The organism is Reichenbachiella sp., from assembly GCF_039941815.1.
In the GTDB taxonomy this organism is placed as follows: domain Bacteria; phylum Bacteroidota; class Bacteroidia; order Cytophagales; family Cyclobacteriaceae; genus Reichenbachiella.
This window is the reverse complement of sequence record NZ_JBDVDW010000032.1, coordinates 88,769-114,848: the sequence shown is the minus strand read 5'-3', so window position 1 is coordinate 114,848 and position 26,080 is coordinate 88,769. Positions and strand designations below refer to the sequence as shown.

Below are 26,080 nucleotides of genomic sequence, written 5' to 3'. Positions count from 1 at the left end.
TTAGGGTATTACTGCGTTTTCGTGTTTTATTGTTAAGTTTTATCGATTACAAAAACCTAACCCAATGACACCATTTGTTAAATCCGCTCTTCGAGTACTAAGGAAAGACCTTAGCTATTCCCTCATCAATCTAGTTGGTTTGTCTTTTGGACTTGCCTTCGGATTTCTGATGTTTATTTATGTTTCTGTAGAAACTTCTTATGACAAACACTATCCGCAGGCAGATGAAATTTACAGAGTTGGCATTTCCTACGACATAGGAGGCAATATCGATGATTTTTGCAATTTGGCCAGACCAGCGGGTCCGGCACTAAAGGCGGAATTTCCGGAAGTAATAGAGCAAACACGAGTAGCTGGATACAATGGCCTTTATGAGCACAAAGCCTTTTTCGAAACGGATCAGCTCCAGCGTATTAGCAGTGAACATGTGTTTACGGCTGATTCCACCTTTTTTAAAGTATTTGATAGATCATTTATTTCCGGGTCCGCCCCCAATCCCCTTGCTAGCCCCAAATCAGTGGTACTAAGTGAGCGTCTGGCTGCAAAAATCTTTGGAGATCGCTCTCCTATACTTCAACAGATCAAGCTCGACGGTAAAATTCCTGTGACTGTGACTGGAGTATTTAGAGATATTCCTAATGCCAAAACTCATTTGCCGTATGAGGCCATCTTATCATGGGATTTAGGCGCACGTCCAGGCGAAGAAAACGTATGGATTGGCTGGCATGTTTATACTTATGCGCTTGTTCAGGCTGGGTTCGAACCCTCAGTCCTGATCGATAAATTCAGCAACTTCAAGAAAAAATATATGCAAAAGACGCTGGATCAATATGAAGCTAAGGCGAACTTGATTCTACAACCCTTGTCCAGCATTCACCTACACTCAGATTTGACCTGGGAGGCTTACGCCAATGGCAATGAGAACGATGTGATGATATTTTCAATTGTAGCACTATTTCTCATTTTGATTACATCGATCAATTATGTCAATTTGACCACAGCACGCTCATCTAACCGTGCAAAGGAAATAGGGATCAAAAAAGTGATGGGGTGTAGAATTTGGTCGCTCAGAAGTCAGTTTCTAATTGAATCAGTCCTATTAGTACTCATTGCTGCTGTATTTGGCTGGGTAATTAGTGCAATTTTATTACCCTCGTTTAATAATATCACGGATCAGAATATTGACTTGACCTACTTGTATCGGCCTGGCACGCTTGGTATATATCTGGGTGTCGCCCTTTGTATTGGGTTGCTCTCCGGACTATATCCTGCCTATTATATGAGTGGAATATCAGAATTTGCCATACTCAAGGGTCGTTTTTCTTCCTCAAACAGGGGAGTCTTACTCAGAAAAGGACTGATCACATTTCAATTCGCAGTCTCTATTGCTGTCATTGCGGGTACCGTACTTGTGATTAGACAACTGGATTATATAGGGAGCAAAGATCTTGGGTTTGACAAAGAAAATGTGATGGTCATAGACATAAAAAACAGTCCGTCAGAATCTAAGTTGGAGGGCATGCTGCTTAGCCTTACCTCACATCCGGGTATAAGGTCAGCCACTTCCACTCAGAATATACCGGGATTTGAATTGAACCAAACACTTTTTGATATTCCTGATACTGAGGGAAATTATAATGCAATCGGAGGCCAGTTTGTAGAAGTCAATAGAGACTTTGTGGAGGTGCTTGGAATGAAAATCACCGATGGTAGAAACTTCTTAGAGGCTTCTGCCAAAGACCGATCTGGTAGCCTGATGCTCAACGAAGCGGCTGCTGAGGCCTATGGTTGGAAGGGCAATGCCATTGGTAAAAAAATAGGGGTGGGCAAGGATTCTTTGGGTAATAGAAACTTGTATGAAGTGATCGGTGTAGTAGAGGATTTTCATGTAGGCTCTTTGCACAATCAGGTCCAGCCAATTGTGATTTTTCATCAAGAGGAGGTAGACGGGTATGTATTGGTAAAACTTGAGGAAGAGCGCGTTTCCGAAGCCGTCGCTTTTATCTCTAGCGAATGGGAATCCTTCGATTCGGAAGCACCGATGGACTATTCATTTCTCGATCAAAATTTTCAGTCATTTTATGATAGAGAAAATAAGCTCTTCGCCATACTCACTTACCTTTCTATGTTGATCATTTCTATCAATGCACTGGGCCTTTTAGGCCTGCTTTCCTATAGTGTAAAGCAAAAAAGGAGAGAGATTGGTATTCGGCGTGTTTTGGGATCTGATTTTATGCAGCAGCAGCGACTCTTAATCAAAGATTATGTGTGGACACTAGTGGTCGGGGTAGTGGTAGGGTGCTCGACCTCTTGGTATGTACTCGACGGTTGGCTACAGAACTTTCACTATAGGATAGACTGGCAAGGTTGGGAGTTTTTCGTTGCGATATTTGCGATACTTCTTGTGACTTTTTCAGTATTTGCCTGGATTCTGAAAAGAACCCTTCGCGAGAATCCGGCACACGTACTCAGACATGAATAACTAGCGCAATATAAATCCGTCTTTGAGCGGATCCTTTGGGTCTATTAAGAATTCATTCTGACCCACAATGTAGGCTGTACCTTCTACTTGTGGAATGACGGCATCGTATGGACCGTACTTTTCTTCGCCATGGACTGAGCCTATGAATTTGGAACCGATGATGCTCTCTATCGACATTGATTCTCCTACTTTTAGGTCTCCTCGTTTGTGGTGAATAGCCATCCGTCCGGATACTCCGGAGCCTGTCGGGGATCGGTCTACCTCACCTGCAGCAAAGATGCAGACGTTGCGCGAATCCACACCTGCGGAGTGAGATTTTCCCGTGTATATCGTTCCATAGAGCTCGCTCATTTCAGGCTCATAAGGGTGAATGATATTGTCGTTGGCTCGAATCACAGCGTGTTTGATCGCCATTCCTTTCTCTATCAGTTGTCGGTAATTCTCAGGAGTCATGTCTATTCCCAGCTCATCGGCATCTACATAGGCATAGAAGGCACCGCCATAGGCCAAATCATACTTCACCATTGTGCCAGAGACTTCTACTTCATAATCAAGACCCACTACAAAAGAAGGAACGCAGTGGAAGTACACCGACTCGACAGCTCCATTTTTCATTTTGGCATAACTGTATATTCTACCGCACGGAGCATCTATGACTACTTTAGTTTCTTTCTCTCCGGCTTCCACCCATTGCATTTGCACTGCGAGAGTGGTGATGCCTATCACCGCATGGCCGCACATGGTACTATAGCCTTCGTTGTGCAGAAATAAGATCCCAAAATCGGCTTCCGCATCATTCGGTGGAACCAAAATACAACCGTACATATCGGCATGCCCTCTGGGCTCAAACATTAGAGCGGTACGGAGATGATCGTGATGTTCTCTGATATTTCTTCTAAAATCAAGAACTGAACTTCCTTTGAGATCTGGCATGCCGTCAAGAATCACGCGGAGCGGCTCTCCCCCGGTATGCATATCAATGGTATTGATTTTGAGCCATTCAGCGGGAGCTTGGAATTTTTTTTTGGCTTGAATTTTTTGATAGGTTGTCATGATAAAAATTTAACTGTATCGCTCCACTTGAAGTAGGGTATCATCAATATGAGGTGTATTCTCTTGAGCAAGATCGTTGACCATGAGACCTGTCACAGGGCCAAGTGAAATACCTAACATGGCATGACCGGTGGCCACTATCAAATTGTCAAATTTTCGAGTCTTACCTATATATGGGAGGCCATCTGGTGTGCATGGACGTAGTCCGGCCCATGGTTTGAGTCCAACAAAACTCTTTTCACTGAACTGAGGAAAATAGTCTGGGATTGAATTTTGAATCCCTTTTACTCGCCTTGGGTTGATGGATAAATCCAACCTGTTGATTTCCATTGTGCCGGCAAAACGTAGACCGTGCTGCATAGGAGTAACTGCTACTCTGGCTTCAGTGAGAATCGATGCGGTCTTAGGCATGACGGGTGGGTCGGCCACGACAAAGCTATATCCTTTACCACCCTGAAGTAATATTTTTATGCCTTGCTGATTGAGGAATTTTGCGGTCCAAGAACCCGCAGCTATTATAAATTGGTCGGCTTCCACTTTGCCTTTGTCAGTGACAAGGGCTTTGACATGACCTTCTCCAGATTCCATGTTAGTCACCCGTGTGTGATAGCTGAAAGTGACTCCTTGCTTGGAAAGATACTTCTTCAGCTCCTCCATAAAAAGGTGAGGTGTAAACCAAGCATCATCTTTGAAATGTACCGCACCGACCGTATTTATTTCAAACCCGGGATTGAGTTTTTCTGCCTCGGCAGAAGACAATACGTCGACCTCCTGGCCATATTTTTTAGCCAAATTGGCCAGCTCGGCCTCTTCATCCAGAACGTTTTGAGATTTGCAATACATGAGCAAACCTTTGTTGTCGAACCCTGCCTTGATTTTGGTATCTGCAAGTATTTCCTCAATCAAAGTTCGGCTTTCGGTTAGCATTTGGCTAAGCACCGGCACCGCTCGTTTCACCCTGCTTTTAGTCGATGCACGATAGAATTGCCATCCCCACCTAGCTAGATCTCTGTTCAAGCTGGGCTTTATGTAGAAGGGGCTTTCGGGGTTAGTCATCCATTTCAACCCTTGAGATATGATGCCCGGAGAGGCCAGAGGTACGAGGTGACTCGGTGAGAAATAACCTGCATTTCCATAAGAGCAGTTGTCTGACCCATCGCCTTCGTCCAATATGGTGACTTCAAATCCCCGTTTGTTTAAATAATAAGCCGAACACAGTCCGATCATTCCGCTTCCTACAATTGCTATTTTCAATGTTTTACTAATTAAAATCTTTAAACAATAGTCAGAATTAAATTACCTGAAATCCATGAGCGTATGGGTCGTCATCATCAATGATGATATTGTTGTATCCCGTCACCTGAGCCCAACCCTGAATGCTAGGTACAATTGCATGCTTATCCCCAAGCTGGGTTTCCTCTTCTACTCTTCCGATAAATTTAGATCCAATATAGCTTTCATGAATAAAATCTTCCCCCATTTTCAGCTTTCCTTTGGCATGCCACTGAGCCATACGAGCAGAGGTACCGGTACCGCATGGGGATCGATCAATCGCTTTATCTCCATAGAATACAGCATTTCGAGCCGAGGAATCACCAGCTATCGTGTCGCCCGTCCAGAGCATGTGTGAAAGTCCTCGTATGGTGTCGTTTTCTGGGTGAACGAAATCATATTTTTCATTGATTCTATTGCGCAGATCCTGACTCCAGCGAATAAGATCACCAGCGGTGTGCTTGTGTATACCTACAAAATTATTCTGGGGGTCAACTATGGCGTAAAAATTTCCACCGTAGGCCACGTCAAATGTAAGCTCTCCCAAATCTTTGTTTTCGATGGTAAGGTTTTCTGCCGCCAGGTAGGATTTCACATTGGTTAGTTTTACCCATTTCACTTTTTTTCCTTCTTGTGCGTAATCGACAAGAACTAGTCCTGCGGGTGTCTCCAGGCGGAGCTTTCCATGTATTTTGGGTACGATCAATCCTTCCTCTATCGCTATCGTGACCGTGCCAATGGTGCCATGGCCGCACATCGGCAGGCAGCCACTCGTCTCAATAAAGAGTACACCCACATCATTTTGAGGATCTGATGGAGGGAAGAGAATACTCCCTGACATCATATCATGACCTCGCGGTTCAAACATGAGGCCTGTGCGAATCCAGTCATACTCCGCTAAGAAATGCTGGCGTTTCTCACTCATATTTTTACCTATGAGATGTGGCCCTCCTCCAGCTACCACTCGAACGGGATTACCACAAGTATGGGCGTCTACACAAAAAAATGTTTTTCTGGCCAAAGGGTTAATTTTTAATTGTCAATTTTATTTACAAATGTCAGTAACGATATATCATGCTCAATTTTCATCCGACGTAGTTTTTTCAAATACTAAATTGGCTGCAGCCAAATCTTCTAAGGCATGTCCTACGGATTTAAAACACGTGATCGATTCAGCAGATCGGCTCACTTGATGGCTCTGTCTTGCTAGCGAAAACAGATCAGCTTTTATATCATCTTTTTGTATCACTCCATTAGCGAGTGGAATGGCGAGATCTCCTGTTTCTTTGCAGGCGCCTTCTACATTATCTACGTAGAGATCGACTTTCGTCAATACCTCATCGTCCATTTCACGCATATCCGGTTTGTACGCACCGATCATATCCAAATGCTGACCGGGTTTTAAATACTTACCAAGAACTAGAGCGGTGGGGCTGAGTGTCGCACAACTGATAATGTCTGCCTGCGTAATGCCTTCTTCAATGCTTTCGATGACTGTGGCCTTGACACCTGGGAGATCCACCTTGTCTACTACAGCCTGAGCTTTCTCTATAGACCTGCCCCAGATCAACGCCTCTTGGATTGGTCTGACGGTAGCGTGAGCTTTGATCAGATCTAGGGATAATGCACCTGTGCCGATGACAAGGAGCTTGGAGCTGTCTGCTCTGGATAGATATTTTGATGCTAAAGCTGAAGCCGCTGCCGTACGCTTCACAGTCAACTTTTTTGCATCCATGAGTGCTTTTGGAGTCCCGGTCTGAAGGTCAAAATAGAGATAAAGACCTTGGATGGTTGGCAGGTCGTATTTTGAATTGTTGGGTGATACATTTACTATTTTGACTCCAAGAGCATCACCGTTGTCCCAGGCGGGCATGAGAAGCAATGTGGATTCGACCCCTTCTTTAGGATTAGGATACTGATGATGATGGCGCATCGGAATGTCATAATCTTTAGCAAAGGCGTCATTGATTTTTGGGATCAGATCCTCATATGTCAATACCTTTTCTAGTTCTTCTGCGTCAATGTATTTCATGCCCTGCGTTTATTACGAAATCTCTTCGGGTGAACCCTGCTTATTCCTTTTTTGACAATTTCATTTCGATATATCGGTCCACCATCTGCTCCATGATATCCAGCGTGACGGTGCCTTGCGACAGAATCAAGTCATGGAACTCTCTGATGTCAAAATCCTCACCAAGCTTTTCTGTGGTCTTTTTCCTTAAGGCTTTAATTTTTAGCTCTCCTATTTTATAGGCAAGGGCCTGACCTGGCCACGAAATGTAGCGATCGGTCTCGGTGGTGATTTCGTGAATCGAAAGGGCAGTGTTACCCGATAGGTAGTCCATGACCTGTTGTCTTGTCCAGCCTTTGGCATGGATACCAGTGTCAACGACTAGTCGGCATGCACGCCACATTTCATAAGTCAGGCGGCCAAACCGACTGTAGGGGTCTTTGTAAAATCCAACTTCTACTCCTAAAAATTCGGAGTAGAGTCCCCATCCTTCACCAAAAACAGATAAATACAACGACTGTCTAAATGCTGGCAAATGGGTAAGCTCGCGAGAAAGGGTTTCTTGCAAATGATGGCCGGGTACAGCCTCATGAAAGGATAAGGCTTCTAGAATATACAGCGGACGATTTTCAAGGGCATAGGTATTTACCCAATATTGGCCTGGCTGATTTGCCTCAAGCGACCCGGGTACATATCGACCCCCGGTGTACTTTGGTGCGAGATGATCTGGGACAGGGTTTACAGTATAGGGCTGCCGGGGTAGCTTGCCAAATAACTGTGGCAATTTTCCATCCATGGATTTGGAGATCCACGCGGCCTCTTTCAACAGCTCTGCCGGAGTATTGGCATAAAACTGCTTATCAGTTCTTAGAAATTGAAGGAATTCCTCGAAAGAGCCATCGTAGCTGACCTCTTCGATAATGGCCATCATCTCTGATTTGATTCTAGCCACTTCTTGCAGACCAAGATTATGAATAGAATCAGGGCTGAGGGATAGAGTGGTAAAGTATTTTATACGTTGCGAATAGAAGTCATTGCCATTTGGTAAATCCTTGGCTCCAATTGTAGTTCTTGCGCCAGGGATATAATCCCGGCTCATAAAATCTGAGAAACGCCGATACCCTTCGATCACTCCATTCACAATTGCCTTTTGACCCGAGTCAAGTATTTCTTCTCTTTCTTCGTTGGAACAAGTGGAAGGTAAGTTTTGGAATGGCTCATAGAAAATACTCTCTTCAACATTTTCTACAATATGATTGTCGTAGGTGACCTCGTAGCCATTGAGTATGATTTTGGGCTGAACCATGCCAAGTTCCAGTCCCTTTCTCATCAATATGATATGCTGATCGACATACTCAGGGAAACTATTTAATACGCCGATATAGTTGATGTAATCTCTCTTGGATGTAAATGAAAAAGCATCCGCCGTAAATGCAAACGAGATATGAAACCCGTCGTCAGCGAGGATTGGAATCAGATGCCCATTCAGATCGTACTGAGCGACCAGATCTTCTTGTACAAACTGGAAAAGCCGGAGTGTGGTTTGATCTTCGAAGTTAAGATTTGATTGATCAATGGCCTTGAGTCGAGCAATGATATCTCTGGCAAATTCGACCCGTTTTTCAACGGCTGACTCACTCATGTCAGGCAGACGATTGTAGTTATCAGAGAGACTCGGATATACCTCTTTTTCAAACGCCTCATTGGAGGCAATGATTTCGAAAAGTATGTCTTTTTCTGAAACAGAAGTTTTCGTGCAGCCGAGTAGCAGCCACACGAAAACTATCCAATATCCAAATGCTCTTATTCTCATAAACTTTTATTTGTCCATTCTGTATCCACCTGTCTCCAAATGTTAAAACTGTTTTCGTTTCTAAGCTCGGCAGGCAGTAGAAACTGCGGTGCATTTTGATAGGCCACGGGACGAGAAAATCTTTTGATGGCATCAGAACCAACTGAGGTAAACCTACTGTCCGTTGCTGCAGGGAATGGGCCGCCGTGCTGCATAGAAGCACAAACTTCTACACCTGTAGGCACACCATTGTATATGACTCTGCCAGTTTTCTTCTCGGCAGTAAGAATGTGTGTTTCAAAAGATTTGAAATCATTGTCCGTACCCATAAAGGTAATAGTGAGCTGTCCATGTAGATGGTTGATCACTTCCATCAATTGAGAATCGTCGGCGCAGGAGATTACAATCGAATAAGGGCCAAATACCTCATGTTGTAGGTTGGGATTAGCCAGAAAATCCTGAGCGGATACTCTGGCTACTGCAGGACTGGCTCCGTTTTGCGGCACTTCTGCTTTGCTGGCACCAAGTTGCTCCACACCGTTTTGCTGAAGGGATGCTGATTTGTTTTTATCATAGTTAGCCGCGATGCCTTCGTTGAGCATTGTGGCTGATGGGAGTTCTGATATTTCAGCAGCCAGAGCCTGACAAAACTGATCCAGCGCTTCTCCTTCTTGTGCGATGAGTAGACCTGGGTTGGTACAAAACTGCCCAACGCCGAGGGCGATTGATCCGGCATAGGTTTTGGCTAGTTGAGCTCCTTCAGAGCCAATCTTTTCTGGTAAAAATATTACAGGATTCACGCTGCCCATTTCGGCAAATACGGGAATAGGCTCATCTCTTTCTATAGCCATCTTGTACAAAGCCATCCCTCCACCCAATGATCCAGTGAAGGCTACTGCTTTTGTTTTTGGATGTTTGACAAGCGTAGACCCCAGGTTGAATCCACTGGCGGCAAGTGAGGAAAACACTCCATCTGGCAGACCACATTTTTTAGCAGCACGGCTGATAGCATCTGATACGAGTTCATTGGTATGTAGATGAGAATTGTGAGCCTTCACGATCACTGGACATCCAGCGGCCAGTGCAGACGCAGTGTCTCCGCCAGCAGTAGAAAAGGCCAATGGAAAATTGCTAGCCGTAAAAACTACCACTTGACCGAGCGGTCTCAACATTTTTCTGATGTCGGGCTTAGGTAGTGGCTCACGCTCAGGCTGTGCCGTATCGATCGTCGCTTCTACCCATGAGCCTTCTCGGAGCAGGTTGGCGAATAATTTTAATTGGCCCATTGTACGCCCACGTTCACCTACTATTCTGCCTTCCGGCAATGCAGACTCTTGCATCGCCGCCATAACTAGCTCCTCACCCAAGCCGAGAATTTCGTCTGCTATAGCTTCTAGAAAATTGGCCCTTTGTTCTGGTGTAGTATTCCTATAGGTGTCAAAAGCGGTTTCAGCTTTGGCCATGGCGAGCTCTATCTCTTCTGAAGTAGCTTCAGAAAATGGGCCTTCCCTGGTCTCGGCTGTTGCTGGATTTATGGAATGTAATGTGGCGGTACCTTGATTAGATAAATTGAATCCTATCCTGTTTTTTCCGTGCATGGGTATTGGGTTTGATATAGTTGATCGTCCTAAAAAAGAGGAGTGTGGCAGGTAGACTAAGTCTATTCCAAACTCCACTCTCCTTTATCTGTTTAAATATACTACCTTAATTGGCGAGTGCCTTATAGTCTGGCAAAGTAGGTCTAGAGCGAATTCCTGCATCAATAATAGCCAATACTTCTTCGCGTTCTTTACCAATCAAAGGTAGTCTTGGTGCACGTACGTACTCTGTACCGATCCCTGCGGCTACTTCTGCCAGCTTGATATTTTGTACCAATTTAGGATGTAAATCCAATTCTAGCAAAGGCATAAACCATCTGTTAATAGCAACGGCCTCTTCTATTCTACCACTTTTCATCAATTCATAAATGGCGACTGTCTCAGCAGGAAATGCACAGACCAGCCCGCCTACCCAGCCGTCGGCACCGTTGACCATAGTCTCAATCGCCAGTGTATCTACGCCACATAAAACAGCAAACCGGTCTCCAAACTTAGTTTTTAATCGTGTCACGTTGGTGACCTCTCTGGTGGATTCTTTGATGGCTTCGATGTTAGGAATATCAGCGAGCTCCTCGAACATTTCCAGAGTGACTTCTATTTTGTAGTCGACTGGATTGTTGTAGATCATAATAGGGAGTGGGGTTGCGGCTGCTACCGCCTTGAAGTATTCTACGGTTTCTCGGTCATCCGCTTTGTATCTCATGGGAGGCAATAACATCAAACCATGTGCACCATTGCTTTCTGCACGTTTGGCTGCAGCCACAGCTCCTTTCGTGCTTTGTTCTGCAATGTTGATCACTACAGGAACTTTCCCATCTGTTACCTCCAAGGTACATTTGATCAACTGATCTTTTTCTTCTTCTGTCAGCGTGCTTGCCTCACCGAGGGTTCCACCCAAAATAACGCCATGTATGCCTGCTTCTATTTGTACATCCAGGTTCTTTTTAAAGGCGTCGAGATCAAGATTATCATTCTGATCAAACTTGGTGGTGATTGCAGGAAATACTCCTTGCCAGTTTATTTTCATCGTATTAGTGTTTAAGTATTAGTGATGAATCCGTACTGTAGATTTTTCTTTTATACCAGGTATCAGCAGGTTTCAATTACCAAATTGAATTTTTTGTAAAAGTAGGGCACGCTCTATTTAGAGGCTTATCAATATTTGATTGATACCAATATTATTTTGACGTGAAAAGAAGGTTAATTTTGAAATTAGAGTATAAATAATATCTTTTGTACTCAAATATGACAAGTTGATACATTATAATGTGTCTGTCTTGGGAGGTTAAATAAAAAACTCCCATAGGAAAGCGCAAGTTGAAAACAGATAGAAAATGAAAGTACTGCCGTTTAAAATTCCAAAAACTGACGACTCCTCTTTTCGAGTGCAGGTGGATCAAATGCCTTATTTCTATGATATTCTACATCAGCACCCAGAGTCTCAAATCACTTTGATTGTAAAGGGTCATGGTACAATTATTCAGGGAGACTATATTGGAAATTTTCAAGCTGGTGATCTCTATATTTTTGGAGCCAACGTCCCTCATGTACTAAAAAGTGATCCGGTTTACTATGAGGAGGGCAGCACTCGTGAGTGTCATGCCATATGCGTGTTTTTCGATTCGGAGAGTTTTGGAAAGGACTTTTTTGATTTGCCTGAGATGAGAAATGTCAACGATTTTATGCGTCGAAGTGTGAGAGGTCTCAAATTGTTAGGTGATACCAAAAAGAAAGTTTCGGCCGTGGTGGCTCAGATGGAGGATCAGGATGGAATAACAAAGATCATTTCTCTACTCAACATTTTTAATTTACTCAGTCAGACGGAAGAACATATTTGGCTATCGAAGGAGCCACACAACTTAAATGTGGATGAATCGGAGGGTAAGCGTCTCAACGACATCTTTCAATTTACCATGAAAGAATACCACCGCCCGATCACCTTGGATGAGGTGGCGGAGGTGGCAAATATGACCCCATCTGCTTTCTGTAGATACTTCAAACAAAGAACTCGAAAGACATATGTGAGTTTCCTCAATGAGCTCCGTGTGTCGCATGCTTGTAAGCTGCTGCTGAATAAGGAAATCAACGTCACAGAGGTGTGCTATCGATCGGGGTTTGTCAATCTGTCTAATTTCAACAGGAAGTTTAAATCACTAACGAATCATACGCCTTCCCAATATCAGAAGGTGCACTTACAAGAGCCGCTACTCTAAACTATGATGTGCATAAAAATGGGCCAGAACTGCTTATTCTGACCCAATATTTTTAATCAAGATGTCTCAAATTTCCAGGTGTGTATGGAGCGCCTGTTGCCTTTAGTTTTTTCTTGAAGGCTTCCATTTTTACCTCTAGCAAATCTTTAGTGGCCTTATATACTGGAGCTAGTTCCTCTACAACTATGGCATAAGTATCCTTATGCGTTTGAGTAGGTGCTGAGGTGGATGCGCTTTGCTCCCAAGCCAAATACCCAGTACGACTTGATAAGGAGGGCACTTGTCCCTGATCCAATCTAGCTGCGTATGGGTCTCCATTTACCAGAATGCTGAGTTTATTTACTTCATCATTTATTGCTTGATATTCTTTCATGAGCTCGCTCTGAGCAACTGGTGTAGCTAATATTGCGGCTTTCATATGTTTCAGTTCCTTTTCAATTTCAGATAAGGCTTGCGCAACACTTTTTACTTTGCCTCGCAGTTGACCGGCTTTTTCCATGAACGCAACCAATTCGGCCTTGTCCTTGGCCGGTAGTGTGGCATTGTTGATTGGAATCAGATTGAAAGATTGGGTACCTAGAACCGTTTCATTACCTGCTACGATTGCCGACATAGTAACGGTGTAGTTACCTGGAGCGACCATTGTTCCTTCGTTGGTTTCGGCCCATGGATTGTAGAAGGCGGGCTGACTTAGGTCTACCGGATTTTTCGGATAATTGCGCAGATCCCAGTTAAGTCGACTGATTCCTTTTTTGTGATCCGTCGTCAATTTTCTAACAATGTTACCCTCTGAATCGGTTATTGTGAATAGCAAAGACGGCTTTTCTTCTTCTGATTCAGCTTTGAGTTCTGCATAGGTAGGGAAGTAGTTATTTGCTCCTTTTTTCAGATTCTCGGCTTCACGTTCTTTTCTCATCTCTGCCTTTGATTTAATATCTTCCTTGATGTAGTAGGTAAAAATTACTTCCGAACCCAGATTTTCACCCATGAAATAGTTGTCTCCCTGTGTGGCAGCACCTTTCAGACCTAATGGGTATGAGTATTCGAAAAGCAGTCCATCCCTCACACTGTATAGCGCGGCATTGTTGGTAAGAGTTTTACTCACATTTCTTAGAGAAGAATAATCGTCGAGTACATAAAACCCTCGGCCAAAGGTGCCAAGTACTAGATCGTTTTCATCTTCTTGGATGGCGAGATCACGTACTGCAATGGTCGGCAAACCAGCTTTTAGCTGCTTCCATTCTTTGCCACCGTTGTCACTGAAAAACGCACCGAATTCAGTACCCGCGAATAAAAGATTTGGATCCACATGATCTTCTTCTATTGCATAACTAGACCCCCGTGAAGGTAGATTGGAGCTCAGGTTGGTCCATGAGGAGCCCTGGTCATTTGATTTTAGGACGTAGGGTCGGAAGTCGCCGCGTTTGTGATTGTTGAATACTGCGTATATGACTTGCTTGTTGTGTTTTGAGGCGTAGACCATATTTACGTAAGTATTGGTAGGGACTCCAGGGAAGCTTGTTTTTTTAACCCAGGTTTTACCACCATCTTTTGAGATTTGGATAAGTCCATCATCCGTGCCAACGAATAACAGGTTCTCATCTAATGGAGATTCTGAAAAAGCGACAATAGTACCATATGGAGAAGTAGATCCATTTTTAGCTACGGCGTCCACGCTCCAGATTCTATCCATTACCTTTAGCTTATTTCTGTCGATTTGGGCAGTCAGATCATCTCCCAGTACTTCCCAGCTATCTCCTCTATCGTTACTTCTAAAGAGTTTGTTGGCGGCGAAATAGAGCCGTTCGGGCTTGTGATTACTGACTTGAAGCGGAGCGTCCCAATTCCATCGGTATTCATTTTCCCCCTTTCTCTCTTTGGGCTGAATTCCCTTGAGTTCGCCACTTTTTTTGTCGAATCTGCTGAGCACACCATACTGAGCTTGTACATAACTGATGTCAGGATTGAGCGGATCGGTCTGTGTTTCAAATCCATCTCCACCTTGCGTGATGTACCAGTCCTCATTGACAATGCTACTTGCGCTTATTGTCCTTGACGGCCCACCCAGACTGTTATTGTCCTGAGTACCTCCATAGATATGGTAGAAGGGCTTGGCGTTGTCGACAGAGACTTTGTAAAATTGAGTAATGGACAAATTGGCTTTATAAGACCAATGTGCACCCGTATCCCAGGTTTCATAGACACCACCGTCACATCCGGCAAGCATATGGCGAGTATTAGCCGGATTGATCCAGAGACAATGATTGTCTACATGCTTATTGTCTTCACCGACATTTTTGAAACTTTTGCCTCCATCGGTAGTGACTTTCATCCAGGTATTCATGCTGTACACCTTGTCGGGGTCGGCGGGGTCGGCAATAATCTCTTGATAGTAATTGCCGCTAGAGGAATAGCTGCTTTGCTTGTCCCAGGATTCTCCTCGATTGGTGGAGCGATAAAATCCACCTTCGCCACGAGCGGCTTCTACTATAGCGTAGAGGTATTCAGGGTTAGCGGGTGAAATGACCATACCTATTCGTCCCAGATCTACTGAAGGCAATCCAGATTTGATTTCTTTCCATGTAGCTCCTCCGTCTGTAGATTTGTGTATGCCTGAGCCGGGGCCACCACCTATATAGGTAAAGACATGTCTGCGCCTCTGGTGCGAGGTGGCATAAAGTACCTTAGAGCTGCGAGGATCCATATGCACTTCATTGATGCCGGTATGGTCATCGATGTGTAATACTCGATTCCATGAAATTCCGCCATCCATAGTTTTGTAAAGACCACGATCGCCACCTTTGCTCCACAGTGGGCCTACGGCTGCTACATAGACGATGTCCGAGTTATTCGGGTCCACGACGATAGATCCAATGTGCTCAGAATTTTTGAGCCCCATGTGTTTCCATGATTTGCCTCCATCGAGGGATTTATAAATCCCGTCTCCATAGGCCACACTTCGTTGATTGTTGTTTTCGCCAGTTCCTACCCAGATCACATTCGAGTTGTTTGGGTCCATAGTAACTACACCAATAGAGTAGCTTCCCTGACTATCGAATATGGGTTCGTATGTATTGCCGTTATTGACAGTTTTCCAAACACCGCCTGAGGCCACCGCCACATAGTATTCTGTAGGGTTGTCAGGGTTGACAGCAAAATCTGCAATACGACCGGACATGAGCGCCGGACCTACATGTCTGAATCTTAAACCATCGACCGAGGTTTCGCTGAGGATGGATTTCGCTGAGGAGGTTGATGAAGATTTTCTTTTTTGGGCAGTGGACATCAGTGCACCAAAAATGAAGAGGAGGGTCAAAAGTTGTTTCATGATACGGATTTTATTTTTAGGAAAGGTAATTCAAACCGAGGGTTAGTTACAAATCAATAAATTGAATGCGGCGATATACTAGGGTGAACGGGAGCTAGGTGGTGAGCTTCCTTTTGGATTTCGCACTTAAGTGGAATAGGGCCAGTCATCCAAAAAGAACACAAAAAAAGGCAGCTCTCACGAACTGCCTTGCTATGTGGGTCGTATTGGATTCGAACCAACGACCTCCGCCCTGTCAAGGCGGCGCTCTAAACCAGCTGAGCTAACGACCCTCTTATCTAAATCTTATGCTAGGCAAAACTAAATAAAAAGGAAACCTGAACAAGTGCTATTTCACAAAAGTAATAGTGAGCCAATAAATTAATAGGATGATGATTGTCATGAATGAAATTAAGATCAAAAAACCTCTCAAGGTGTATTTCGATTCCCGATTGCTCTGATAGGGGCTCTTTAATCTGCTGTACCAAGGGACCTTCGGAATAGACCTTAGCGGTGTGGTTTTGTGGGCTGGTTTCATCTTTCTTATGGTTGGTGGATTTTCTGACTCTTGGTAAGATTAAAAGGTGACTGCCACCCAATTGAAAAAGAGGATCAATCCAAACATGAGAGTTACCAGCACAGCTATAAATACCAGCATCGACAGAAATCCTTTTACGGTATTATCTGATTCTCGTTTGCTTCGATATTGACTGGTAAAGTCGTAAAAAATGTTGTCATAATCGCTGCTCCAACCATGCCTGGACTTCTTACGTGGTTTTTTTTTAGTACCTCCTTGCCAAGGTTTTTTGCCCCATGCCATCCGCTCTGTTTATAGTTTATTAATCTATCAAATTATCATTTTGTAACGATACAAAACAAGTCAAGATTGTCCTCTTCCTGGTCTCTTAAGTAGTAGTCTGTTCGGTCGATTTCTGTCACGAGGCCTTCATCTTGTTTTTGCAGATTATTTCTGTTTAGTCTGTTGAGTATATCGTAGGGGATTCTTAGTAGTGCGTTTGGGAGGTGATATTGTAGGTTGAAAATATCAAATCTGGTTATTCTTGCTACAGATGCACGATTTTGTTCATGGTACTCCATGACCTTTTCGTTTCCTGCAATACCTTTCATTTCTACTTTAGAAAAGATGCTCCCAGCCAGATCCTTGAGTTCTTTGTTGGTGTATTCTCTTTCATGCCATGGGTTTCTAGACAGCGACATTTTGATGTTAGGTGTGGTAATGATAGCTTGCCCACCCGGCTTCAGCACTCTGTGAATCTCTTCCAGAAAAAGCCTGTCATCTTTGATGTGTTCGATAACCTGAAAGCTAATGACAGTATCAAAGTAGTCGTCCTCTAGCTGGTGAAATGGTGGAAATACAGCCTGCCTAAAATCTACCGAAGGAAATTTATGCTTGAGTTCTTTGATGACATCTTCGATTTTGTCCAAGGCTACATATTCGTCAGCCGCCGGGGACAATAGTGCTATTCCTCTTCCTTCACCACAGCCTGGCTCCAGTACTTTACCTTTTATATATGGTATTGCTTCATGGTAAGCCTGCAGCAATCTTTGATGGATTGGATTGTCCGAAACTATTTTATCTGAAGCGATTTCTGTAGTGTACGTTGCCATAGGGCGCAAAAATAAGGCAAATTTATACGTTAGTCTTCAAATTGATTTATATTAGTTTCATCTGTTAATAATTTGTTTTTATTGGCCAGATGGAACCTGCAAGAAATTCAATCATCCCCATTGATTAGATTGGAGTGAATGAATTTGTATGTCTGTTTCATATCCATTTTCAAATATTCTATGAGACTACTTTTCATACTATTTCTTCTTGTTTCTACATTCAGGCTGACAGCCCATGATTTGACCAAGGAGAATTTCAACTACTTATATAATCATGACCCGGTCAAGATAGATTATCAGATTGCCCAGCAGGATTCGCTATACAAACTCGTACTGACTTTTCACCTGGTCAAAGTACTCCCTTCCGATAAATTAGAAGGGTTTGAGTTGTCTCAACAAAAAAAGATTAATTCAGATCGGGAACAATTGATTGCACCTATTGCGATGCAGGTCGACTCGGGCTTTATCAAGAATGAAATTGAACTGAGTTTTTATGCTAGTAGTGAGAACAATTATTTGGTGGTAAAGTTCTCATTTCTCGACAAGCAATATCTTTTTGGAATACCTATCAATGAGGCACTGGCCTTTCCGCTGCCTGACATAATCTATAGATCAGAGGAAGAAGGGCTGTTTTATGGAGGGCTCAAGAAACTAGACTCTATAAGGATTGAGGATATGGACGAGGACGATCCAGACAATCAATATTATGCCTACTTGTATGAGGATGATTTTCCTGCGGCAATACCACCAATGGTAGTTGATGGAATCGAGCTTAGCGAATTGCTAAAGATCAAGCAGAGAGTTTCGTTCAAGGGCGGGTTGGCGTTTAATGAAGCCGATCATCTGTATTTTATTCAAAAGGATACGGCCTCAGACAAGGGTTTTTCGATTCTGAGTCACAAGGAGCACTATCCTCGTGCCAAAAAAGTGGAAGAATTGATTGAAACACTAAAGTATATCTGCACCGGTGATGAATTTAAAAATCTCAATCAATCTGAAGATAAGAAACTGGCATTCAACAATTTTTGGCTTAGCCATATTGATGATAAAAAGCTGGCGTCAGAAACCATTAAGAAATACTTCAGATCAGTAAAGTTTGCCAATGCGTTATTCTCAGACTATAAGAATGGATGGAAAACGGATAGAGGAATGATATATATCGTTTTTGGACCACCTGAGCGTGTGGCGCGTAAGGAAGAAGTAGAAATTTGGGAGTACAAGACGTTCGGCGGTGATATAAAGTTTACTTTTGCGAAAACACGCAATTTATTTGTCCAATATCATTACTCACTCATTCGCGAAAAATCGCTAAACAAGGCGTGGTTTACGGCAGTACAAAAATGGAGAACCGGAGATTTGTAAAAAGAACCCCTCGAACAGAAGAACACAATACCGAAAATATGATATTCGGTACCCGTGCGGTAATCGAAACCATCAAGTCTGGAAAGACTATCGAGAGAATATTCCTTCAGAAGGATTTAAAAAATGAGCTTACCCAGGAGTTGTTAGAATTGCTTCGTGGTGAAATGGTTACCGTATCTAAGGTGCCAGTCGAAAAACTAAACCGACTCACACGAAAAAATCATCAAGGTGTAGTGGCTTTCACCTCTCCGGTGGACTTTGTGACCCTACACAATATTGTTGCAAATAGTTATGAAAATGGCCTTGCGCCATTGGTTTTGATCCTGGATAGAGTTACTGATGTGAGGAATTTTGGAGCCATTTGTCGATCAGCCGAATGTGCAGGTGCTAATGGGGTCGTGATTCCAACTAAGGGAGGGGCAATGATCAACTCGGATGCTGTGAAAACTTCTGCCGGTGCTTTGAGTCATCTTCCCATTTGCAAAGAGGATAGCCTTGTACATTCTATAAAATATCTAAAAGACAGTGGTTTTCAAATCATCGCATGCACGGAGAAAACGGACAAGCTGGTGTATGAGGCTGATTTGTCCATTCCTACGGCTGTAATTATGGGATCAGAAGAAAACGGAATCTCTGACGAACTATTAGCGGCAGCAGATGAAAAATTGAAGATCCCGATTGTAGGACAGATAGATTCGCTCAACGTATCTGTGGCCGCTGGAATTATCCTATTTGAAAGTGTAAGACAGCGCAGCTAATCTATAGGTATTTAGCACCTTTTTTACTTTTGACAGCTGCAACGTATTCTCTAAATCGTGAGTCCTGATCCTTTTTACAAACGATGAGTACATCGTCAAAATCGCCTACCAGATAACCATCGAGGTTGTCTAGTACAATTAGTCTTTTTGTTTCAGATTTAATAATATTATTGGAACACTCTCCAAGGATGACATCCCCGTCGATCACATTTTCTTGCTCGTCTTTGTCCCTAATTTCATGGAGCGAATTCCAAGAGCCTAAATCAGACCAATCAAAGGTGCCTTGTACAACAAATACCAGCTTTGATTTTTCTAAGATGCCATAGTCTATGGAAATGTTTTCACATTGTGGATAGATTTTATTGATGTAGGACTTTTCCTCGCTTCCATAGTATGTGGCATCACCTGCTTCGAAAACTTCTGCCATGTCCGGTAATGATTTTTCGAATGATCCAACTATGGCCGAAATGGACCAGACAAATATTCCTGCGTTCCAGACAAAATCACCACTCTGCAAAAATGTTTTTGCGAGTGCAAGTTCTGGCTTTTCAGTAAACGTCTTTACTTTCTTCACTTCTGAATCGCTTTCCAGATATTGGATATATCCGTATCCCGTCTCCGGGCGGTTAGGAGTTATCCCAACAGTCAGTAGTTTATCAGAGCCTCTTGCGGCGTCAGTAGCTGTTTTTATGACATTTGTGAAGTTTTCTTCCTGAAAAATGGCGTGATCAGCAGGCGTCACTACCATTACGGCATTGGGGTTCTTTTTTCTGATCTTATATGCGGCATATGCAATGCACGGCGCGGTATTTCTTCGAGCCGGTTCAGTCAGAATATGCTCAGGATTCAAGTCAGGTAGTTGTTCCTGGACTAATTCTGAGTAGATATCATTAGTCACAATTATGATATTCTCGCTACCTGTAGTAGTCAGAAACCTTTGATAGGTCATTTGGAGCAGAGACTTTCCATTGCCCAGTACATCAATAAACTGCTTTGGCCGAGCGTTGCGGCTATAGGGCCAAAAACGACTTCCTACACCACCGGCCATAATCACTACAAATACATCTGATTTCATCCTTGCTGATTTTGGATCACAAATATAGAAGGAGATAGTGTTCCGTGTAACAAAATAGTGAAAGAATTAGTATGAAGAATGTTTGAGGATCATAACAATTCCATTGACTTTATGCGGGTATTGTAGTAAATTAAATGTTAATTAACCAGCGACCGGAAACGAAATTTTGCAAGGCTAACTTTGGTTAGCTCATTTTTTGTTAAATTATGTATCCGGTATATAAATTGAGAAGAAAATGATTGCATGCCAGGTGGATGAACTGAGCGGTAAGCTGAAAGAAATATTTGGCTTTAGTAATTTCCGAGGAAACCAAGAGGAGATAATAAACAACCTGCTTTCAGGGCGAAACACATTTGTGCTTATGCCGACAGGGGCGGGCAAATCTTTGTGCTATCAGCTTCCTGCTATCATTAGTGAAGGCACAGCCATAGTCATCTCACCGTTGATTGCGCTGATGAAGAATCAGGTGGATCAAATGAATGCTTTTGGCGTGAATGCCCGCTTCATGAATTCCACACTCAACAAGACTGAGATGAGACGGGTCAAAGAAGACACGCTCTCTGGTAACGTAAAGCTCCTCTATGTAGCACCGGAATCTCTTACAAAGGAAGAAAACATAGAATTTCTCGGACGAGCCAATATCTCCTTTGCAGCCATAGATGAGGCACACTGTATTTCAGAATGGGGGCACGACTTCCGACCAGAGTACAGGAAGATCAAATCGATCATTGGACAGTTTGGTGATATTCCCATTATTGCGCTGACCGCCACGGCTACTCCTAAAGTGCAGTTGGATATCCAGAAAAATCTGCAAATGGAAGACGCAGATGTATTTAAATCTTCCTTCAATAGAAAAAATCTTTATTACGAAATAAGGCCAAAAGTTGACGTCAAAAAACAACTCATACGTTTCGTGAAAGAACAAAAAGGTACTTCAGGCATTATTTATTGCTTAAGCAGAAAGAAGGTAGAAGAAATAGCAGAATTACTAAAAGTTAATGATGTCAATGCGGCACCTTATCATGCAGGACTGGACGGCGCTGTAAGAATGCGGCATCAAGATGGATTTCTCAACGAAGACATTGATGTGATAGTGGCTACCATAGCGTTTGGTATGGGTATCGACAAGCCAGACGTCAGGTTCGTAGTACACTATGATGCGCCTAAATCCCTCGAAGGTTATTATCAGGAGACAGGCCGAGCGGGTAGAGACGGATTGGAAGGCAAGTGTATATTGTTCTATACACTAGATGATATCATCAAACTTGAAAAATTCAATAAGGACAAACCGGTAACCGAAAGAGAAACCGCTAAGCTCCTATTGCAAGAGGTATCGTCATATGCTGAGTCCTCAGTATGTAGAAGAAGACAGCTGCTCCATTACTTTGGAGAAGAGTATGTTGATCCAGACTGTTCGGAACGTGGATTGTGTGACAACTGTGCACATCCAAAGGCGATTTTTGAAGGGCAGCAATTTATTGAGCAAGTCATAGATACAGCCATCAAAACGGAAGAGCGATTTGGGATCAAACATCTGGTAGATGTGATCAGAGGCATCGAAAGTCAATATGTAAAAAGCTATAATCATACTGACCTTGACGTGTTTGGAATTGGCAAAAACGAGACAGAAGTTTTTTGGAGATCAGTCGTCCGACAGACACTACTAAATGAGTTCCTTGCAAAGGACATTGAAAATATTGGAATCCTGAAGGCTACACCCAAGGGTCATGCTTTTCTAAAAGAACCCTTCTCCGTAGAACTATCCAGAGACCATGATTACACTGTTGAGAATCTGGATCACGACAATGGAGTAGATGCTACAGGAAAAGCTTATGATGAAGATCTATTTGATATGCTGAAGGCGCTTCGTAAAAAAGTAGCCAAGCAGAGAAGTCTTCCTCCGTATGCCGTATTTCAGGACCCATCCCTTGAGGAAATGTCTACTACTTATCCCACCACCAAAGAGGATCTGGCACAGGTCAACGGAGTAGGAATGGGTAAGGTCACCAAATTTGGAAAACCGTTTCTAGATATGATAGCCAATTATATCAAAGAGAAAGGGTTGGAAACAGCCTCAGATGTAGTCATCAAATCGGCAATCAACAAATCCAAAATAAAGATATTTCTTATACAGCAGATCGACAGGAAAGTCGATCTGGAAGAAGTGGCAGAACTAAAAAACATCTCCTTTGACGATGTGCTGACTGAGATAGAAAACATTTGTTTTTCTGGTACCAAGCTTAATCTGGATTACTACATCGATCAGTTTATTGATGAAGAGCGACAAGACGACTTGTTGGATTATTTTATGACATCAGAGACAGATAGCCTCGATATCGCGATGAGTGAATTGGAGCCCGATGGCTACTCCGAAGATGAGGTCCGGCTGATGAGAATAAAATTCATGTCCGAATACGCGAACTAAACACACATATATTTCTTTATTTCATAAGCTGAATCGTGAATTGAATTACTTTTGCCAGCAGTAAAATCGAATCAATTTATGAATGTATTAGTTATAGGTGCTGGAGGGCGCGAGCACGCTCTGACCTGGAAAATAAAGCAAAGTTCAAAATGCAATGACCTCTATGTAGCCCCAGGGAATGCTGGGACTGCAGCCATAGCTTCTAACTTGAATATTGGAGTAAATGACTTCGAATTGTTGGGTCAAGCGGTCATTGAGAAAAAAATTGATCTCGTAATTGTAGGGCCAGAAGAGCCACTAGTCCGCGGCATTCGAAATTACTTCGCGAGTCATGATCAACTTAGAGGTGTGCTAATGGTCGGTCCGGACCAGGTAGGTGCACAGTTGGAGGGCAGCAAAGACTTCTCCAAAGATTTTATGGTACGAAATGGGGTACCTACTGCCGGATCTTTGACCGTCTCTAAAGATAATCTAGTAGAAGGAATTGAATTTTTGAAAAAAGTCGAAGCCCCCTATGTACTTAAAGCAGATGGTCTTGCCGCTGGCAAGGGGGTCATTATCACTTCAGATATCAATGAAGCTGAAAGTACGCTCAAAGAAATGCTGGATGGCCAGTTTGGCGCTGCCAGTCAAAAAGTCCTCATAGAAGAGTATCTCCATGGGATTGAATTATCTGTCTTTGTATTGACTGATGGCAAGTCTTACATGACGCTGCCGGAAGCAAAGGATTATAAAAGAATAGGAGAAGGAGATACAGGCCCCAATACTGGAGGAATGGGAGCAGTATCTCCTGTTGCATTTGCGGATGACGCATTTATGGCTCGTGTAGATGAGAAAGTCATTCAGCCAACAGTTCGAGGGTTACAATCTGATGGGATCGACTTTATAGGGTTCCTTTTTATTGGTTTGATGAATGTCGACGGAGAGCCTGTGGTCATAGAATACAATGTACGAATGGGTGACCCCGAAACAGAAGTAGTACTTCCTCGTATTTCGTCAGATTTTCTATCTCATCTGGCGGCTGCTGCAAAAAGAGAACTTGGAGAAGAAACACTTCAAATCGTAGATGAAACGGCCACTACTGTGGTGGCTGTTGCCGAAGGATATCCTGGATCGTATGAAAAGGGACGAGTCATGACTGGTTTGGATCAGCATTTTGAAGGAGTTGTTTTTCATGCGGGCACTAAGCTTGAGGGTCAAGATACCGTAACCAACGGGGGTCGAGTACTAGCTTCCACTGGGATGGGGCCAGATATTCAAACGGCTCTGAATCAGTCCTATGCGAATTTGAAGTCTATCGACTGGCCGGGTATCAATTTCAGAAAAGACATCGGTCAGGACCTTTTGAATCTATGAGTATCTAAGCTAAAAAAATACCAGCCTATGACAGGAATGGGGATCATATTTCTTCATTATATTTAAGGCAGTCTAAAGTATTATCAGATGTCGGGATGCAGTACATGTAGCACATTGACGGCTGCAGATGGAAGTATTAAAGGATGTAAAAGCAATGGAGGTTGTAGCACTGGTGGCTGCAACAAGATGAATACTTTCGACTGGCTGGCCAATATGGAGGCACCTGCTAAGTATCATTATGATATTTTTGAGGTCCGATTTAAAAATGGCCGCAAGGAATTTTTCCGAAACTCTAATGACCTTGAAATTTATCCGGGAGATCCTGTGGTCGTGGATGTGCCAAACGGACACCATCTGGGCTATATTTCTCTACAAGGAGAGCTCGTAAGGCTCCAGATGAATAAGAAGAAAATAGCCGACAATGATGACATTCGAAGTATCTATCGCGTAGCCTCTGAACGCGATCTTGAAAAATTTGAATCTGTAAGGAAAAGAGAAAGTCCCACCATTTTCCGTTCACGTGAGATCATCAATGAGATCAAGCTTGATATGAAATTGACTGATGTTGAATATCAAGCTGATAATTCTAAAGCCACGTTCTACTATTCTGCTGATGAAAGGGTAGATTTTCGTGAACTAATCAAAAGATTGGCTGGAGAATTCAAAATTCGGGTTGAAATGCGTCAAATCAGCTTAAGGCAAGAGGCAGGTAGGCTCGGGGGTATAGGATCATGTGGAAGAGAACTTTGCTGCTCGACATGGCTGTCAGATTTCAAAAATGTATCCACGTCAGCTGCCAGGTATCAAAACCTTTCCTTGAATCCCAGCAAGCTTTCCGGCCAATGTGGAAGGTTAAAATGTTGTCTCAATTATGAACTCGAGACGTACATAGAAGCGCTAAAGGATATTCCCAAGGTGGAAACTGGACTACAAACAGAAAAAGGTGAGGCAAGGCTACAAAAAACTGATATCTTTAGAAAGATTATGTGGTTTGGTTATAAAAACGACAACTCATGGATTGCACTTGATGCAGAACGAGTGAAGGAGATTCAAAAAATGAACGAGGATGGAAACAAGCCAGAATCTTTGCTCGAGAATAAGGTGGGCGGAGAAGATCGCGAATCTCAATCTCTAAATAGTGACTTGGAAAGAATGGATCAAAAATTCCGTAAAGGAAAGAGCAAGTCAAAAAACAAAAAACAACGTAACCGACAACGAGGTGGAAACAAAAATTTCAAAAACAAAAAATCAGAGTAAGCATATGCTGAAAAAAAACATATTCATTTTCATCCTTGCAGGGCTTTCTCTTGTGACTGCATCATGCAACAGCAACACGGTCATAGACGAACAGTCAGATATCCGAGAAGGAATGTGGAATCTGGATTCTCTTGTTGCCTTTGATTTTGTAATAGATGATACAACTTCATTATATGAGGTTCAATACAACGTGCGATATGCAGTGAACTACCCCTATTACAATTTATACTTGAAGTACTACATTGAAGATTCTACGGGTCAAATATTATCATCTGACATGCAGGAGTTGGTTTTGTTTGATAAAAAGAATGGAGATCCACTTGGTGATGGATTGGGAGACTTGTTTGATAGGGCAGTACCTATAACCAAAAACCAGAAATTTGATTATGCAGGGCCTTATACTTTCAAGGTGAAACAGTTCATGAGAAACGAACAACTACCTGGCATCCTCTCTTTTGGGTTAAAAATTCAAAAACCGGAGGAAGACTAG

19 protein-coding genes and 1 tRNA gene are annotated in these 26,080 nt (G+C 43.0%); 8 read left to right on the top strand and 12 right to left on the bottom strand.

Features of this window, described 5'->3' with window-relative positions:
- Window positions 1–64: 64 nt before the first annotated feature.
- On the top strand, window positions 65–2,482 hold the full coding sequence (locus ABJF11_RS07755; RefSeq protein ID WP_348119224.1) for an FtsX-like permease family protein: 2,418 nt from the start codon (window positions 65–67) through the stop codon (window positions 2,480–2,482).
- Here the strand turns inward: ABJF11_RS07755 and ABJF11_RS07750 are convergent, their stop codons facing one another.
- From ABJF11_RS07750 to ABJF11_RS07720, 7 genes are all read right to left on the bottom strand, one after another.
- Complete coding sequence (locus ABJF11_RS07750) at window positions 2,483–3,535, bottom strand: proline racemase family protein (protein ID WP_348119223.1); 1,053 nt, start codon at window positions 3,533–3,535, stop codon at window positions 2,483–2,485.
- 9 nt (window positions 3,536–3,544) lie between these two features.
- Window positions 3,545–4,789, bottom strand: coding sequence for an FAD-dependent oxidoreductase (locus tag ABJF11_RS07745; RefSeq protein WP_348119221.1), 1,245 nt, complete (start codon window positions 4,787–4,789; stop codon window positions 3,545–3,547).
- Between the two features lie 37 nt (window positions 4,790–4,826).
- On the bottom strand, window positions 4,827–5,828 hold the full coding sequence (locus ABJF11_RS07740) for a 4-hydroxyproline epimerase (RefSeq protein ID WP_348119219.1): 1,002 nt from the start codon (window positions 5,826–5,828) through the stop codon (window positions 4,827–4,829).
- A 57-nt stretch (window positions 5,829–5,885) separates the two neighbouring features.
- Window positions 5,886–6,839 (bottom strand): ornithine cyclodeaminase family protein, encoded by a 954-nt coding sequence (locus tag ABJF11_RS07735; RefSeq protein ID WP_348119218.1) that lies wholly within the window; start codon window positions 6,837–6,839, stop codon window positions 5,886–5,888.
- Window positions 6,840–6,879: 40 nt separating this feature from the next.
- On the bottom strand, window positions 6,880–8,631 hold the full coding sequence (locus tag ABJF11_RS07730) for a DUF885 domain-containing protein (RefSeq protein ID WP_348119217.1): 1,752 nt from the start codon (window positions 8,629–8,631) through the stop codon (window positions 6,880–6,882).
- Entirely contained in the window at window positions 8,628–10,208 is a 1,581-nt protein-coding gene (locus tag ABJF11_RS07725) for an aldehyde dehydrogenase (NADP(+)) (protein ID WP_348119216.1), read from the bottom strand. Before ABJF11_RS07725 ends, ABJF11_RS07730 begins: the two co-directional genes overlap by 4 nt.
- A 106-nt stretch (window positions 10,209–10,314) precedes the next feature.
- A complete protein-coding gene (locus ABJF11_RS07720) occupies window positions 10,315–11,235 on the bottom strand; it encodes a dihydrodipicolinate synthase family protein (protein WP_348119215.1) in 921 nt (306 codons plus the stop codon).
- A 307-nt stretch (window positions 11,236–11,542) separates the two neighbouring features.
- Here ABJF11_RS07720 and ABJF11_RS07715 point away from each other — a divergent pair, with 307 nt between their 5' ends.
- The gene (locus ABJF11_RS07715) at window positions 11,543–12,421 is read left to right on the top strand and encodes an AraC family transcriptional regulator (RefSeq protein ID WP_348119214.1); all 879 of its coding nucleotides are present in this window, start codon (window positions 11,543–11,545) and stop codon (window positions 12,419–12,421) included.
- 52 nt (window positions 12,422–12,473) lie between these two features.
- Here ABJF11_RS07715 and ABJF11_RS07710 read toward each other — a convergent pair whose 3' ends face one another.
- From ABJF11_RS07710 to ABJF11_RS07695, 4 genes are all read right to left on the bottom strand, one after another.
- Window positions 12,474–15,749, bottom strand: coding sequence for a glycosyl hydrolase (locus ABJF11_RS07710; RefSeq protein ID WP_348119213.1), 3,276 nt, complete (start codon window positions 15,747–15,749; stop codon window positions 12,474–12,476).
- Window positions 15,750–15,946: 197 nt separating this feature from the next.
- A tRNA-Val gene (locus ABJF11_RS07705) sits at window positions 15,947–16,021 on the bottom strand.
- A gap of 284 nt (window positions 16,022–16,305) precedes the next feature.
- Window positions 16,306–16,548, bottom strand: coding sequence for a hypothetical protein (locus ABJF11_RS07700; RefSeq protein ID WP_348119212.1), 243 nt, complete (start codon window positions 16,546–16,548; stop codon window positions 16,306–16,308).
- Window positions 16,549–16,583: 35 nt separating this feature from the next.
- A complete protein-coding gene (locus ABJF11_RS07695) occupies window positions 16,584–17,357 on the bottom strand; it encodes a class I SAM-dependent methyltransferase (RefSeq protein WP_348119210.1) in 774 nt (257 codons plus the stop codon).
- A gap of 180 nt (window positions 17,358–17,537) precedes the next feature.
- Between ABJF11_RS07695 and ABJF11_RS07690 the strand changes: the two genes are divergently transcribed.
- Both ABJF11_RS07690 and rlmB read left to right on the top strand, forming a co-directional pair.
- Window positions 17,538–18,719 (top strand): GWxTD domain-containing protein, encoded by a 1,182-nt coding sequence (locus tag ABJF11_RS07690; RefSeq protein WP_348119209.1) that lies wholly within the window; start codon window positions 17,538–17,540, stop codon window positions 18,717–18,719.
- Complete coding sequence (gene rlmB / locus ABJF11_RS07685; protein ID WP_348119208.1) at window positions 18,698–19,477, top strand: 23S rRNA (guanosine(2251)-2'-O)-methyltransferase RlmB; 780 nt, start codon at window positions 18,698–18,700, stop codon at window positions 19,475–19,477. The genes ABJF11_RS07690 and rlmB overlap by 22 nt, the downstream gene beginning before the upstream one ends.
- A gap of 1 nt (window position 19,478) precedes the next feature.
- Here the strand turns inward: rlmB and ABJF11_RS07680 are convergent, their stop codons facing one another.
- Window positions 19,479–20,552: a mannose-1-phosphate guanylyltransferase gene (locus ABJF11_RS07680; RefSeq protein ID WP_348119207.1), complete on the bottom strand. Its 1,074-nt coding sequence runs from the start codon at window positions 20,550–20,552 to the stop codon at window positions 19,479–19,481.
- 235 nt (window positions 20,553–20,787) lie between these two features.
- Here ABJF11_RS07680 and recQ point away from each other — a divergent pair, with 235 nt between their 5' ends.
- From recQ to ABJF11_RS07660, 4 genes are all read left to right on the top strand, one after another.
- Window positions 20,788–22,977 carry a DNA helicase RecQ gene (gene recQ / locus ABJF11_RS07675; RefSeq protein WP_348119206.1) on the top strand — a complete coding sequence of 730 codons (2,190 nt, stop codon included), beginning with the start codon at window positions 20,788–20,790 and terminating at the stop codon, window positions 22,975–22,977.
- A 78-nt stretch (window positions 22,978–23,055) separates the two neighbouring features.
- Window positions 23,056–24,333, top strand: coding sequence for a phosphoribosylamine--glycine ligase (gene purD, locus ABJF11_RS07670; RefSeq protein WP_348119205.1), 1,278 nt, complete (start codon window positions 23,056–23,058; stop codon window positions 24,331–24,333).
- Window positions 24,334–24,420: 87 nt separating this feature from the next.
- Window positions 24,421–25,590: a regulatory iron-sulfur-containing complex subunit RicT gene (gene ricT / locus ABJF11_RS07665; protein WP_348119203.1), complete on the top strand. Its 1,170-nt coding sequence runs from the start codon at window positions 24,421–24,423 to the stop codon at window positions 25,588–25,590.
- A 4-nt stretch (window positions 25,591–25,594) separates the two neighbouring features.
- Complete coding sequence (locus ABJF11_RS07660) at window positions 25,595–26,080, top strand: gliding motility lipoprotein GldH (protein WP_348119202.1); 486 nt, start codon at window positions 25,595–25,597, stop codon at window positions 26,078–26,080.